This is a genomic window from Variovorax sp. J31P179 (assembly GCF_030316985.1).
Classification (GTDB): domain Bacteria; phylum Pseudomonadota; class Gammaproteobacteria; order Burkholderiales; family Burkholderiaceae_C; genus Variovorax; species Variovorax ginsengisoli_B.
The window spans coordinates 1-12,132 of sequence record NZ_JASZYL010000027.1; the positions used below are offsets into that span (position 1 = coordinate 1).

Here is a 12,132-nt window from a genome sequence, read left to right on the forward strand (position 1 = left end):
GGGTCGGCGCGCGGGTCGATGTCGATGCAGCACCGCTCGGCTCGGCGTGATCCGCAGGAGTTCGCCATCCGGGGCTGCTTGCCCGTCGACGATCAGGGAGTAATCGGACTCTTCCCGCGGCGGCCAGACGAGCCCGACGGCGGGCTGCTGGATCAGGTTGTTGCGTGTGCGGCGGCCAATGCCGTCAATCGCCAATACGCTACCTTCGAGGATCGGCACCACCGCGACCGCATGCGGGGCGCCATGCGCGCTGGCCGTCAGCAGGTAGGCAAAGCGGTACCGCGTCATGACCTCCGCCAGGTTTTGCAATTCGACTGGAATGCTCATGGTTGTCACCATCGGTTGGCGTTCGCGCCGAACGGCTCTTGCTTCCCCAGCCTCGACCCTGTGAGGCCCGATGGCGCGCACAAATGGACCGATCTGATTATCGGTCCAACGTCTCTGTCGATGCATGGCTCCGCCAGCTTCGGCGTTGAACACCGGACATGTCCGGGCCCCCAGCGCCACTCAAGCTTTGTCAGACTTCTGCTTGCCCGAGTCCATCATCCTCGCCACCGCGCTCATCTGGGCCGCTCCAGTACGGAAGTATCCCGCCACCGTATCCGTGCTCCGATGCCCCGTCATCGCCATCGTTTCCTGCAGCGGCATGTTCTGCCGCCCGGCCTCGGTCACGAGCCCCGACCGCAGCGAATGCGCCGAGAAATCATCTCCCACACCGGCCTGCGCACACCGCGCCTTCACGATGTTCCGTACCGCCGTCCCCGAGAGCCCAGCGGTGCCGAGCTTTCCGTTCTTGAGGATCCGCCGGAAGAGGGGTTCCATCGGCTTCACATCTTCCGGCCGGATCTTTCCGTTGTGGTTCGTCTTCGAACTTGCCAGCGTGTACAGGTAGGCGCCCTCATCGCCGCGGTCCAGGTTCTCGAACACCGCTTCTGAAACCTCCGAGCGCCGGCGCCCGCCCGAGGCCAGGCGAAGAGGAGGAGGGCGCGGTCGCGCATTCCCTTGAGCGAGTCGTCGCAGGTCTCCAGCACCGCCTTCACCGCAGGGTCGACGCACGGAATGCGCTGCTTGGAGACGTGGTGCGCCATCGCCCGCCGCCCAGTTCGGCAACCTTCGACTGGTGAGCCGATCACCATCAAGGCGACCAAGGCAGTGAAGTTCACCGCGGGCAAGGCGCTTGAGGATGCGGTGAACGCTGCATAGGCCCGCCCCGACGGCAGATGGCGCGGGCCGCGGGCTGCGTCCGCGCGGCCCCATGCGGAGTCGCCCGCTCACCCCCGCAGCGCGTTCAGGCATGTCCATCTAGCACGATTTGCCCCGCAGTGAGCGTGTTGACGGAAGCGCCGGCAATCTCCATCAGCACGCTGGCACGGTCGGCGGCCATGTACGCCGTGAGGTGCTGCACCGGGCGCTCGTCCATGTCGTGCATCAGGCGCACCAATTTCAGGATCGGCGCGCCAACTTCGGTGCGTAGCAGGCCGGCGCGCTGCGGGTCGCCGACGGTCGCGCTGATTTCCTGCACCACGCGTCCGAACTCGACGCCCTGCGCCATCAGGATCTCGTAGAGCGCCATCTTCTTGAGGGCCGCTTCGGTGACGCGTTTGCCCAGGTGCGCCGGCACCCAGGCATCGGTCAGCATGGCCGGCTCCCCCTTGCGGTTGATGCGCAGCCGTAGTGCATGCATCGCTTTTTCGCCGGCCGCCAGCTGCAGCAGCAGACCGACGTCGCGGGGCGGCACGGCCTGCTCGACCTGCAGCACCTGCACCACCGTTTCGGTCGCCGTCTGGCGCAGGCTGTCGATCACGCTCAGGCTCGGCGCCGGGCGCGCCAGCGCGGGCGCACCCAGCACGAAGGTGCCACGGCCATGTCGACGCTCGACCATCCCCAGGGCCGCCAGATCGGCCAGCGCGCGCCGCACCGTGATGCGCGACACGCCGAAACGCTCGCACAGCGCCTCCTCATTCGGCAATGCACCGTCGGGAAACAGCCCGCGGGAGATCTCGTCGCGCAGCACAAGAAAGATCTGGCGATGCAGCGCGGTGCCCCTCGCGGCATTCAAGGGTGAGGCGGTGGCGGTCGGCGTTTTCATGACGCGAAGGATAACGTGTTGACATGTCATTATGTTGTGATATTCTTAATACAACGCAGGCACGGCGGCACCCGATTCCGCCCGGCGTCGACACAACGAAAGGCCCTCCCCATGACGACTCCTTCCCTCCGCGAACAACTTGCCGCGCCCGGCATGGTGATCGCCCCCGGCGCTTACGACGCCATCGGCGCACGCCTGATCGAACAGGCCGGCTTCAGGGCGGTCTACATGACCGGCGCCGGCACCTCGGCCGCGCGCGGCTATCCCGACTTCGGTCTGCTCGGCATGGGCGAGATGGTGGCGAACGCGGGCGCCATGGCGCGCGCCATCAAGGTGCCGCTGATCGCCGACGCCGACACCGGCTACGGCAATGAGCTGAACGTGACCCGCACCGTGCGGGAGTACGAGTTGCGTGGCGTGGCCGCCATCCACATCGAGGACCAAGTCGCGCCCAAGCGCTGTGGCCATCTCGACGGCAAGGAAGTGGTGTCGCGCGAGGAGTTCGTCTCCAAGATCCGCGCAGCGGTCGAGGCACGCCGCTCGAAGGAGTTCCTCATCATCGCCCGCACCGATTCGCGCGCCATGATGAGCATGGACGAAGCCGTCTGGCGCGGTAATGCGGCGCTGGAAGCCGGCGCCGACATGGTCTTCGTCGAGGCCACGCAAACGCTGGAGGAAGTGGCCGCGGTACCGAAGAACGTGCGTGGTCCCTGCCTCCTGAACGTGGTGCCCGGTGGCCGCACACCGATCTTCGATCTCCGCGAGGCCGAGGCGATGGGCTACAAGCTCGCGATCCTGCCCGGCCTGATGCTGGTTGCCGCCATCCAGGCCGGCGACGCCGCGCTGGCCCAACTGAAGGCCACGCACAAGCCGCCCGAGGTGACGCAGAACGTGGCGCAGACCTTCCGCCGGTTCGGTGCCGACGAATGGGATGCACTGCGCACGCGTTTCAACGCGGGCGCCCCCATGGACGGTTCGCGCCACAGTGCCGCCTCGGCGACGGAAAAGAAGTGAGCCGGCGATGACTGCGCGCACGCTCTTCGACAAACTGTGGGACGCCCACGTCATACGCGACCTGGGCGATGGATGGGCATTGCTGCACATCGATCGCCATCTGCTGCACGACCTGTCGGGCCCTCCCGCGCTGGCCGAAGTCACCGGCCGCGGCATGAAGCTGCACGACCCCGAACTGGTGTTTGCGACGCCCGACCATTCGATGTCGACCCTGCCCGGCCGCAACGGCCTCACCTACGCGCCCGGCGGCAAGCTGTGGACCGCGCTGCGCGACCGCACGCGCTCGGCGGGCGTGCGCCTGTTCGATCTGGGCTTGCCGGGACAGGGCATCGTGCACGTGATGGGCCCGGAGCTCGGGATCGTGCTGCCCGGCCTCACCGTGATCTGCGGCGACAGCCACACCTGCACCAACGGCGGACTGGGCGCGATGGCCTTCGGCGTCGGTTCCTCGGAGAGCACGCACGCGCTTGCGACGCAGACCCTGCGCCAGCAAAAGCCCGGGCAGATGCGCATCCGTTGCGAGGGTATGCTGCGCGCCGGCGTCACCGCCAAGGACTTGGCGCTGCACATCATCGGCAAGCTCGGCGCCGCCGCAGGTGTCGCGCATGCCGTCGAGTTTGCCGGCCCGGCGATCGAGGCGATGGAGGTCGAAGGCCGGCTGACCCTCTGCAACCTCTCGGTCGAACTCGGCGCGCGCTTCGGCATGGTGGCGCCCGACCAGCGCACATTCGACTACCTGCGCGGTCGTCCATTCGCTCCGCAGGGCGAGGCCTTCGACGCGGCCGTCGCACAGTGGCACGCGCTGCCGACCGACGCCGACGCGCGTTTCGATCGCGAGGAAGTCATCGACGCGTCGGCCGTGCGCCCGACCATCACCTGGGGCACCAGCCCAGAGCACGCGATCGCGATCGACGGCCGTGTGCCCGACCCGCGCGATGCGGCGGACGAAGCGCAGCGCGGCACGCTCGCCGCTGCGCTCGACTACATGGGTCTCCAGGCAGGCCAGGCGATCGCCGGCACGCCGGTCGACTGGGTCTTCATCGGCTCATGCGCCAACTCGCGCATCACCGACCTGCGCGCCGCTGCCGCCGTCGTGCGCGGCAAGCATGTCGCCGCCGGCGTCACGGCGTGGGTCGTGCCCGGATCGGAGAACGTCAAGCGCGCCGCTGAAGCCGAGGGTCTGCACGAAGTCTTCAAAGCGGCCGGCTTCGCCTGGCGGGAGCCCGGTTGCAGCATGTGCGTGGCGGCCAACGGCGAGCAGGTGCCGCCGCAGCAACGCTCGGTGTCGACCTCGAACCGCAACTTCGTCGGACGGCAAGGGCCGGGCGCGCGCACCCACCTCGCCAGCCCGGCGATGGCCGCGGCCGCCGCCATCGCCGGCGTCATCACCGATCTCTCAGAGGCCTGAACATGTCGATGCAACCCTTCACCATCGTCACTGGCGCGGCGCCGCACCTGTCGCGCGCCAATATCGACACCGACGTCATCATCCGGATCGAACGCCTGACCTCGCTCGCGCGCGACGAGCTCGGGCCGTATGCGATGGAAGCGCTGCGCTACCGCGAGGACGGCAGCGAGGACCCGGACTTCATCCTGAACCAGCCCGCGTTCCGCGGCGCGCCGGTCCTGTTGGCCGGGGACAACTTCGGCTGCGGTTCATCGCGCGAAGGCGCGGTATGGGCGCTGCAAGGCATTGGCGTTCGCTGCGTGATCGCGCCGAGCTTCGGAGACATCTTCTACAGCAACTGCTTCCAGAACGGCGTGCTGCCCATCCGGTTGCCGGCGGCCGAGGTCGAGGCTTTCGCCGCGGCGTGTGCTGGCGGCGCGGCGATGACGGTCGACCTGACAACGCGCAAGTTGGTAGCGCCCGACGGCACCGAATCGGGCTTCGTGGTCGACCCGCTGCGGCGCGAGGGCTTGCTGCACGGACTGGACGACATCGGCCTCACGTTGAAGGACGACGCGCTGATCCGTGAATGGCAGCAGGTCGATCGCATCCGTCGGCCATGGGCGTGGCCGAGCGCCACAGTCACAGTCGGCTGAGCCACCGGCGCGCCGAGCCTTGAAGCAACCAGCGCTCGCAGCGACCGCGGCCACGACGAAGCAATCCCTCGCCGAACAAGGCGACGTGCAAAGACCCCTCATGGAGACAAACCGATGCCCGCTTTCTTTCCCATCCCCTCGCTGCGGCGCCGCGCCGTCGCTGCGCTCACCGTGGCCGCCTGCCTGCCCCTCGCAGCCCTCGCCGCCGACTGGAAACCCGATCATCCCGTGACGCTGGTGGTGCCCTACAGCCCCGGCGGTGGCACCGACGCACAGACGCGTGTCGTGGCGAAGGAACTGCAGCAAATCTGGGGCCAGCCGGTCATCGTCGAGAACGTGCCCGGCGCCGACGGCGTCATCGGCACGCGCAAAGTGATCGATGCCAAGCCGAACGGCCTGACGCTGCTGGTGCAGTTGCCGTCGCTGACGCTGATCAAGCACCTGCCGACCTTCAAGGGCTCCGACCCGCTGGCGCAACTGGCGCCGGTGTCGGCCTTCTCTGCCCTGCCCGGTGTGGTGACGGCCAATGCGGCATTGCCGGTCAAGTCGATGGAGCAACTGGTGCGCTACTGCAAGAGCGCCGCCACGCCGTGCTCGGTCGGCACCACCGAGAACATGGCCCGGCTGCAGGCGCGCATCATGGGTGAGGAGAACGCGCTGCCGACGCTGGTCGTCGCCAACTACAAGGGCGGCGGCCAGATGATCACCGACCTGGTGGCCAACAACATCTCCTTCGCCATTGCCGGCAGCACCGCCGTGCTGCCCTTCGTCAAGACGGGCGCGCTCCGGGTCGTGATGACGATGGGCGACAAGCGTTCGGCCGTGCTGCCCGACGTGCCGACTGCGATCGAAGCCGGCTATCCGAGCTTCGACGCGACCACCTGGTATGGCCTCTTCGCGCCCAAGGGCACGCCGGCCGAGATCCAGGAGGGCATCGCCGCAGCGGTGCGCCAGGCGGTCAAGCGCGAGGACGTGCGCAAGTCCTTGTTCACGATCGGCGCCGAGCCGGTCGGCAACACGCCGGCCGAGTTCGCGGCCATGGTGCAGCGTGAAGCGAAGCGCATCGATGCTCAGGTGAAGCGCTTCCCGCTCGATTGACGCCCATCCATCCATCGTTTCGAGGAGTTCGAATCCGTGATCACCGCCCCCACATCCGCCGCCACCGGTCGCGACGCAGCCGCATGGCGCGCCGCCGACCTGGAGCGCGACACCGCGCGCTGGACGCTGCACTTCGACGACGCCGAGCGCGCCGACCTCCTGCAGGTGCTGCGCTCTGCGCATCGCCCGGGCCAGCCGCTGCTGACCTACCGGCGCACCGACTTCCCCTTCGGTGCCGCGTCGCTCGCCAGGATCCGGCGCGCCGTCGACGAGGCACAGCATGGCCTGGGCGTGGCGTTGATCAAGGGCTTCCCGCGCGAGGGCCTCGCGCCGGACGAGTTCGAGTTGCTGACCTGGGCGGTCGGTTTGCATTTCGGCGTCGCCCGGCCGCAGGACAGGATGACGCGCTACATCAACCGCGTGCAGGACGTCGGCACCGTCTACCGCAGCCCGACCGGGCGCGGCTACTCGTCCAACGCCGAGCTCGACTTCCACGTCGACGGCGCCGACGTCGTGCTGCTCAGTTGCTACAACCAGGCGCCGGTCGGCGGCGACAGCATGTGCGCCAGCGCGATCGCGGCTTGGCGCCAGCTGCGGGCCGAGCGCCCCGACCTGGCCGAGGTGCTGCGCGACCCGCTGCCTTTCAGCCGCCAGGGCGAACAGGCCGAGGGACTGTCGCCGTTCAGACTGATGCCGGTGTACGGCGAGCTGGGCGACGACGTGTTCTGCATGTGGGTGCGCAACCGCGTCGAGCAGGGCGAGAAGCTCCCCGGTGCGCCGCGCATCACTGCGCTGCAACGCGAGGCGATGGATCTGCTCGATGCCATCGTGCGGCGACCCGACTTCATGTACTCGATGCGGCTGGCGCCGGGCGACCTGCAGGTCCTCAGCAACTTCACCGCGCTGCATTCACGCACCCAGTTTCAGGACGCGGAGGAGCCGGACAAGAAGCGCCTCCTGTTCCGCCTGTGGCTGGCGACGCCGGATTCGCCGCGCCTGCCGGCCGGCTGGAACGGCTTCTACGAATCGATCGAGCCGGGCGTGGTGCGCGGCGGCGCCTACGGCCAGCATTACGACGACGCCTGTCGCCGCTTCGATGCCGAGCAGGCGCATGCCATGGGCATGGCGCTCGGCCCGCGCTTTTCCGACTGAATCTTGAACCCACCTGGAGACGACATGAGCAGACTCGACATCGCCGGCGACGCCCGCCGCACCATCGACGTGATCAAGCGCGGCGGCATCGCCATCGTGCCGAACGACACCGGCTACGCCTGCTGCGGCGCGTCGATGGATCCACTGAAGAAGATCTACGACACCAAGCGCCGCGGCAGCCACAAACGCAACGCGATGGCGGGCGACCTGGTCACGCAGCGCGAGCTGCACACGCTCAGCCCACGCGCGCAGGAGATGGTCGAGGCGCTGGTGGTCGACCACGACCTGCCGCTGGGCGTCATCGCGAGCTTCAGGCCCGACCATCCGCTGCTGCGCAAGCTCGACGACGAGGCAGTCAAGGCCAGCACGGCCGTCGGCACCATCGGGATGCTGCTCAACGCGGGCCCGTTCCACAAGGAGCTGACGCGCCTCAGCCGCGAAGAGCTGGTGCCGCTGTTCGGCTCGTCGGCCAACCTCACGGGGACCGGAACGCGCTTCTCGGTCGAGGAGATTCCCGACGAGCTCAAGCGGATCGCCGACATCACCGTCGACTACGGCCTGCGCCGCTATCACACCTACCGGCGCGCCGGCACCCTGATCAACTTCGACACGATGCAAGTGGTGCGCATCGGTGCCTGCTACGAGTTGATCTCGGGCGTGCTCAAGCGCTGGTTCGATGTCGACCTGCCGGCCGACCCGGGCGTCGACGCGTTGCCCTCGGGGCACCTCAACGAGTTCGCGCTCAAGAACGTCCAGTAGCACCACCATGGACTCGAACCTTTTCAATCCCGCACGCCGCGCGGTCCTGGCCGGTGGCCTCGGCGGCGCGGCGCTGGCGTTGTGGGGAACGCGCGCACACGCGCAGGCCTGGCCCGCCCGGCCGGTGCGCGTGCTGCTGGGCTACACGCCCGGCGGTGCCGCCGACGTGACCGCGCGCGAGGTGATGACGCCGCTCGGCAGGCTGCTCGGCCAGCCGGTCGTGATCGACTACAAGGCCGGCGCCAGCGGCACCATCGCGGGCGCCGAGGTGGTGCGCGCCGCAACCGACGGCTACACGCTGGGCCTGCTGGACAACGCGCCGCTGACCATCGTGCCGGCCCTGCGCAATGTCGGGTATGACCCGCTCGCCGGCTTCACGCCGGTCGCGATGGTGTCGCAGCTGCCGCAGGTGCTGGTCGCGCCGCCCTCCGCCGGCGTCGCCACCGTGCAGGAACTGATCGCACTGATGCGCAAGGAGCCCGGCAGGCTGAGCTACGCCTCGGGCGGATCGGGCAGCGTCGGCCACCTGGCGGCCGAGCTCTTCAAGTCACGCACGGACACGTTCGCGGTGCACGTGCCGTACCGCGGCGGCGCGCCGGCCATCACCGCGCTGCTGGGGGGCGATGTGCAGTTCGCCTTTCTCACTGCATCGGCGACCGGTCCGTTCATCTCCAGTGGAAAGCTCAAGGCGTTGGGCGTGAGCTCGCTCACGCGCATGCCCTCGCTGCCCCATGTGCCGACCATCGCCGAATCCGGCGTACCGGGCTTTGACGCGCCGGGCTGGTTCGCACTGATGGGCCCGGCGGGCCTGCCGGAGCCCGTCGTGCTCGCCATCCGCAAGGCCCTGGCCGAAGTGCTTGCGTCACCGGGCATGGCCGGCCGGCTCGAAGCGCTGGGTCAGACCGCGGCACCGCCCAGTGCCGACGTGCGTCGCACCATCGCCGCCGAAGGCGCGATGTGGAAGAAGCTCATCGCCGAACGAAAGATCGCGGTCGAAGGCTGAGCACGAGCACTCCTTTTCCCATTCAGATACCGCAGCGAGCACACAACGGAGCAACGCATGAGTCAACCTTCTTCCACCGCCAGCCCGACGTCCAGGTCTTATTCCGGCGCGCCGACCGACCCCGCCGGCCCTACCGGCCGCCTGTCGCAGTGGTTGGCCGACTTCCGGCTCGATCAGGCGTCGGGTTCGGCGCGCGAACGTGCCCGCCTGCTGACCCTCGACGGAATCGGCTGCGCGATCGTCGGTGCGCAACTGCCGTGGTCGCGCACCGCGGTCGGCATCGTGCGCAGGTTCGAGGGCATCGGCGACCGGACGATCGTCGGCTGGGGCGCGAAGACGAGCGCGCCCGGCGCGGCACTGCTCAACGGCACCTTCATCCAGGGCTTCGAGCTCGACGACTTTCATCCGCTCGGCCCGCTGCACTCCGCATCGATCGTGTTGCCGGCGCTGTGGGCGGTGGCCGAAGGCAGCGAGACGCCGGTCAGCGGCAAGCGCTTCCTCGAGGCCGCGATGGCCGGCTACGAAGTCGGGCCCCGTGTCGGCATGGCGCTGCACGGCGCGCAGATGCTGTCCCGCGGATGGCATTCAGGCGCGGTGTTCGGCACCCACGCCGCGGCCGCCGCGGTGGGCAAGCTGCTCGGCCTGGACGCGGCCCGCTTCGAGGACGCGCTGGGCCTGGCCGGTACCCAGTCCGCCGGCCTGATGGCCGCCCAGTACGAGGCCATGTGCAAGCGCATGCACCACGGCTTCTCGGCGCGCAACGGCATGTATGCGGCAGTGCTGGCCGAAGGCGGCTACACGGGCATCAAGCGCGTGTTCGAGCGCGAGTACGGCGGCTTCCTGTCGACCTTCGGCGAAGGCCACGACCCCGATGCATCGCAGATCACCGACGGCCTGGGCGAACGCTGGGAAGTCGAACGCATCGTGATCAAGCCCTATGCGGCGATGGGCGCGATCCACTCGCCGCTGGACGCCCTGTTCGACATCGACGCCCAACGCAAGCTGGTGGCCGGCGAGATCACGCGCATCGAGTGCGACGTGCCGCACGCGGCGTACCACCACGGCTGGTGGGTGCCCGAGCGGCCGCTCACGCCGATCGGCGCGCAGATGAACATCGGCTACGCCTTGGCGGTCGCCGCGATCGACGGCGCCGCGATGGTCCAGCAGTTCACGCCGGCGCGCATCGACTCGGACGACGTGTGGGACCTCCTGCGCAAGGTCGAGGTGCGGCACGAACCGGCCTTCGACGCAATCGGCGGCGACATCAAGAAGAAGTTCCGGGTGCGCGTGGCCGTCACCTTCAGCGACGGCCAGCGCATCGAGGTCGATCGCGGCGCATCGCGCGGCATCCAGTCGCCGTTGCCCGCGGCCGAGGTGTTGGCCAAGTACCGGACGCTCACGGACGGACTGATCGACGCGCCGCGCCGGGCGGCGATCGAGGAATTGACGCTGGGCATCGAGGACGTCGCCGACGTGCGCGAACTGCTGGCGCTGCTGGCACCGCCGGCGACGGCTGCCTTCGAGTGACCTGTCTGAATCCGAAGAAGAGAGACACACCATGAGCACCTTGCACCGTCGCACCCTGCTGCTGGCCGGATTTGCCGGCCTCACCGTCATCGCAGCCGCCTGGGCACCCGCGCACGCCCAGGGCACCTGGCCCGACAAGCCGATCCGCATGGTGCTGCCCTTCGCGGCTGGCGGCCCGGGCGACATCACCGCGCGCCTGATCGCGCAGGGCCTGGGCAAGCAACTGAACCAGACCGTGATCGTCGACAACAAACCGGGCGCGGGCGGCCTGATCGGCTCCGACTTCGTGGCCAAGAGCGCGCCCGACGGCTACACGATCCTGATCGCCGGCAACGGCGCGGTCGCCAACGCGCTGTTGCGCACCAAGATGCCCTATGCCGACAGCGACCTCGTGCCGGTGGTCGAAGGCAACACCGCACCCTCGGTGATGGTCGCCTCGGCGACCGCCAGCTTTCGCGACCTGAAAGAGCTACAGGCCTACGGCAAGCGCAAAGGCGGCCTCACTTTCGGCACGGCCGGTGCCGGAAGCACGGGCCACTTCGTCGGTGAGATGGTCGGCGCCGCGCTCGGCGTGCCGGTGACCATCGTTCACTACAAGAGCGGCTCGGAAACCGTCAACGCCATCGTCGGCGGCCAGATCGACCTGGCATCGGAGGCGCCGGTCGGCGTGATGGGCTACGTCAAGGGCGGCAAGCTGCGGGCCGTGGCGGTCACCGACGACAAGCGCACCGCCGCGTTGCCGGACGTGCCGACCACCACTGAACAGGGCTTCCCGACTATCCAGATGCAGCACTGGGGCGGCCTGTTCGCGCCCAAGGGCACGCCACCCGCGGTGCTCGACCGCATCGCCGCGGCGCTCGACAATGCCTTCAAGACGGATGCCGCGATGCGGGCGCAATTCGAGGCAAATGGCTCGCAGGTGGGGGGTGGGACCAGGGCCGAGTTCGCGCAGGTGATCGCGAGGGAGAAACAGCGGCTCGGCAAGATCGTGAGCGACGCGAGGATGTCGCTCGATTGAGTGGCCGATCGACACGCTCGGAGCCAGAAACCCAATGCACGACAACCACTTGCGGCGACTCGCTTCTGCGCGAAAACCGTCCTGCGAAAGCTATTGATCTTCAAAGGGAAATTTCTCGCAACCGTATCAAACCGCACGATAAGTACGACTACCCCGTACAGCGTCGGGCGGCGCTCGTAGAGGCTGCGTAGGCTCGCGATCGTCAGTGGCGGGGCCTGCAGCGTTTCAGCCACGTACCGCAGCAGGTTGCGTGGCAGCACGGCCAAGGGGTCCATTGGGCGGCCACACGCGCGAAGCAACAACAGCTGCAGCGCGGCTGCGACCCTGCGGTCAGATCGGAACCGCTGGCGAATCGCCTCCACGTCAAACCGTACTTTCTGCACGAAAAGGACGATCACCCCGAGCCGCGCTATCGCGGGCACCCCAACG

The 12,132-nt window shown here is 68.6% G+C and carries 13 protein-coding genes and 1 pseudogene; 10 read left to right on the plus strand and 4 right to left on the minus strand.

The window, feature by feature from the left end:
- A partial coding sequence (locus QTI17_RS33880; protein WP_286538510.1) for a hypothetical protein occupies nucleotides 1-327 on the minus strand: 327 nt, incomplete at its 3' end.
- A gap of 180 nt (nucleotides 328-507) precedes the next feature.
- Nucleotides 508-927, minus strand: coding sequence for a site-specific integrase (locus QTI17_RS33885; protein WP_503011161.1), 420 nt, complete (start codon nucleotides 925-927; stop codon nucleotides 508-510).
- 75 nt (nucleotides 928-1,002) lie between these two features.
- Here QTI17_RS33885 and QTI17_RS35280 point away from each other — a divergent pair, with 75 nt between their 5' ends.
- Nucleotides 1,003-1,203, plus strand: a complete 201-nt coding sequence (locus tag QTI17_RS35280) for an HU family DNA-binding protein (RefSeq protein WP_503011162.1) — start codon at nucleotides 1,003-1,005, stop codon at nucleotides 1,201-1,203.
- A gap of 85 nt (nucleotides 1,204-1,288) precedes the next feature.
- On the opposite strand, the gene QTI17_RS33895 is transcribed toward QTI17_RS35280, so the two are convergent.
- Nucleotides 1,289-2,089, minus strand: coding sequence for a GntR family transcriptional regulator (locus QTI17_RS33895; RefSeq protein WP_286538511.1), 801 nt, complete (start codon nucleotides 2,087-2,089; stop codon nucleotides 1,289-1,291).
- Nucleotides 2,090-2,200: 111 nt separating this feature from the next.
- Here QTI17_RS33895 and QTI17_RS33900 point away from each other — a divergent pair, with 111 nt between their 5' ends.
- The 9 genes from QTI17_RS33900 (at nucleotide 2,201) to QTI17_RS33940 (ending at nucleotide 11,703) form a co-directional block, all read left to right on the plus strand.
- Nucleotides 2,201-3,103, plus strand: coding sequence for an isocitrate lyase/PEP mutase family protein (locus QTI17_RS33900; RefSeq protein ID WP_286538512.1), 903 nt, complete (start codon nucleotides 2,201-2,203; stop codon nucleotides 3,101-3,103).
- Nucleotides 3,104-3,110: 7 nt separating this feature from the next.
- The gene (gene leuC, locus QTI17_RS33905) at nucleotides 3,111-4,511 is read left to right on the plus strand and encodes a 3-isopropylmalate dehydratase large subunit (protein ID WP_286538514.1); all 1,401 of its coding nucleotides are present in this window, start codon (nucleotides 3,111-3,113) and stop codon (nucleotides 4,509-4,511) included.
- An 8-nt stretch (nucleotides 4,512-4,519) separates the two neighbouring features.
- Nucleotides 4,520-5,146 (plus strand): 3-isopropylmalate dehydratase small subunit, encoded by a 627-nt coding sequence (gene leuD / locus QTI17_RS33910; protein WP_286538553.1) that lies wholly within the window; start codon nucleotides 4,520-4,522, stop codon nucleotides 5,144-5,146.
- Between the two features lie 114 nt (nucleotides 5,147-5,260).
- Nucleotides 5,261-6,244 (plus strand): tripartite tricarboxylate transporter substrate binding protein, encoded by a 984-nt coding sequence (locus QTI17_RS33915; RefSeq protein WP_286538515.1) that lies wholly within the window; start codon nucleotides 5,261-5,263, stop codon nucleotides 6,242-6,244.
- A 36-nt stretch (nucleotides 6,245-6,280) separates the two neighbouring features.
- Complete coding sequence (locus QTI17_RS33920; protein WP_286538517.1) at nucleotides 6,281-7,396, plus strand: TauD/TfdA family dioxygenase; 1,116 nt, start codon at nucleotides 6,281-6,283, stop codon at nucleotides 7,394-7,396.
- 24 nt (nucleotides 7,397-7,420) lie between these two features.
- Nucleotides 7,421-8,155 carry a Sua5/YciO/YrdC/YwlC family protein gene (locus QTI17_RS33925; protein WP_286538518.1) on the plus strand — a complete coding sequence of 245 codons (735 nt, stop codon included), beginning with the start codon at nucleotides 7,421-7,423 and terminating at the stop codon, nucleotides 8,153-8,155.
- Between the two features lie 7 nt (nucleotides 8,156-8,162).
- Nucleotides 8,163-9,158 (plus strand): Bug family tripartite tricarboxylate transporter substrate binding protein, encoded by a 996-nt coding sequence (locus QTI17_RS33930; protein ID WP_286538520.1) that lies wholly within the window; start codon nucleotides 8,163-8,165, stop codon nucleotides 9,156-9,158.
- A 57-nt stretch (nucleotides 9,159-9,215) separates the two neighbouring features.
- On the plus strand, nucleotides 9,216-10,685 hold the full coding sequence (locus QTI17_RS33935; RefSeq protein WP_286538521.1) for an MmgE/PrpD family protein: 1,470 nt from the start codon (nucleotides 9,216-9,218) through the stop codon (nucleotides 10,683-10,685).
- 31 nt (nucleotides 10,686-10,716) lie between these two features.
- Nucleotides 10,717-11,703: a Bug family tripartite tricarboxylate transporter substrate binding protein gene (locus tag QTI17_RS33940; protein ID WP_286538522.1), complete on the plus strand. Its 987-nt coding sequence runs from the start codon at nucleotides 10,717-10,719 to the stop codon at nucleotides 11,701-11,703.
- Between the two features lie 155 nt (nucleotides 11,704-11,858).
- On the opposite strand, the pseudogene QTI17_RS33945 reads toward QTI17_RS33940, so the two are convergent.
- Nucleotides 11,859-12,068 (minus strand): annotated as a pseudogene (locus QTI17_RS33945) (DUF4158 domain-containing protein); the annotation flags it as partial.
- Between the last annotated feature and the right edge of the window lie 64 nt (nucleotides 12,069-12,132).

What these genes read in the sequence shown, in the direction of transcription:
- QTI17_RS33900 (WP_286538512.1), top strand. Translation starts at nt 2,201, where the DNA reads ATGACGACTCCTTCCCTCCGCGAACAACTTGCCGCGCCCGGCATGGTG.
- QTI17_RS33895 (WP_286538511.1), bottom strand. Translation starts at nt 2,089, where the DNA reads ATGAAAACGCCGACCGCCACCGCCTCACCCTTGAATGCCGCGAGGGGC.
- QTI17_RS33915 (WP_286538515.1), top strand. Translation starts at nt 5,261, where the DNA reads ATGCCCGCTTTCTTTCCCATCCCCTCGCTGCGGCGCCGCGCCGTCGCT.
- QTI17_RS33940 (WP_286538522.1), top strand. Translation starts at nt 10,717, where the DNA reads ATGAGCACCTTGCACCGTCGCACCCTGCTGCTGGCCGGATTTGCCGGC.
- QTI17_RS33935 (WP_286538521.1), top strand. Translation starts at nt 9,216, where the DNA reads ATGAGTCAACCTTCTTCCACCGCCAGCCCGACGTCCAGGTCTTATTCC.
- QTI17_RS33930 (WP_286538520.1), top strand. Translation starts at nt 8,163, where the DNA reads ATGGACTCGAACCTTTTCAATCCCGCACGCCGCGCGGTCCTGGCCGGT.
- leuD (WP_286538553.1), top strand. Translation starts at nt 4,520, where the DNA reads ATGCAACCCTTCACCATCGTCACTGGCGCGGCGCCGCACCTGTCGCGC.
- leuC (WP_286538514.1), top strand. Translation starts at nt 3,111, where the DNA reads ATGACTGCGCGCACGCTCTTCGACAAACTGTGGGACGCCCACGTCATA.
- QTI17_RS33925 (WP_286538518.1), top strand. Translation starts at nt 7,421, where the DNA reads ATGAGCAGACTCGACATCGCCGGCGACGCCCGCCGCACCATCGACGTG.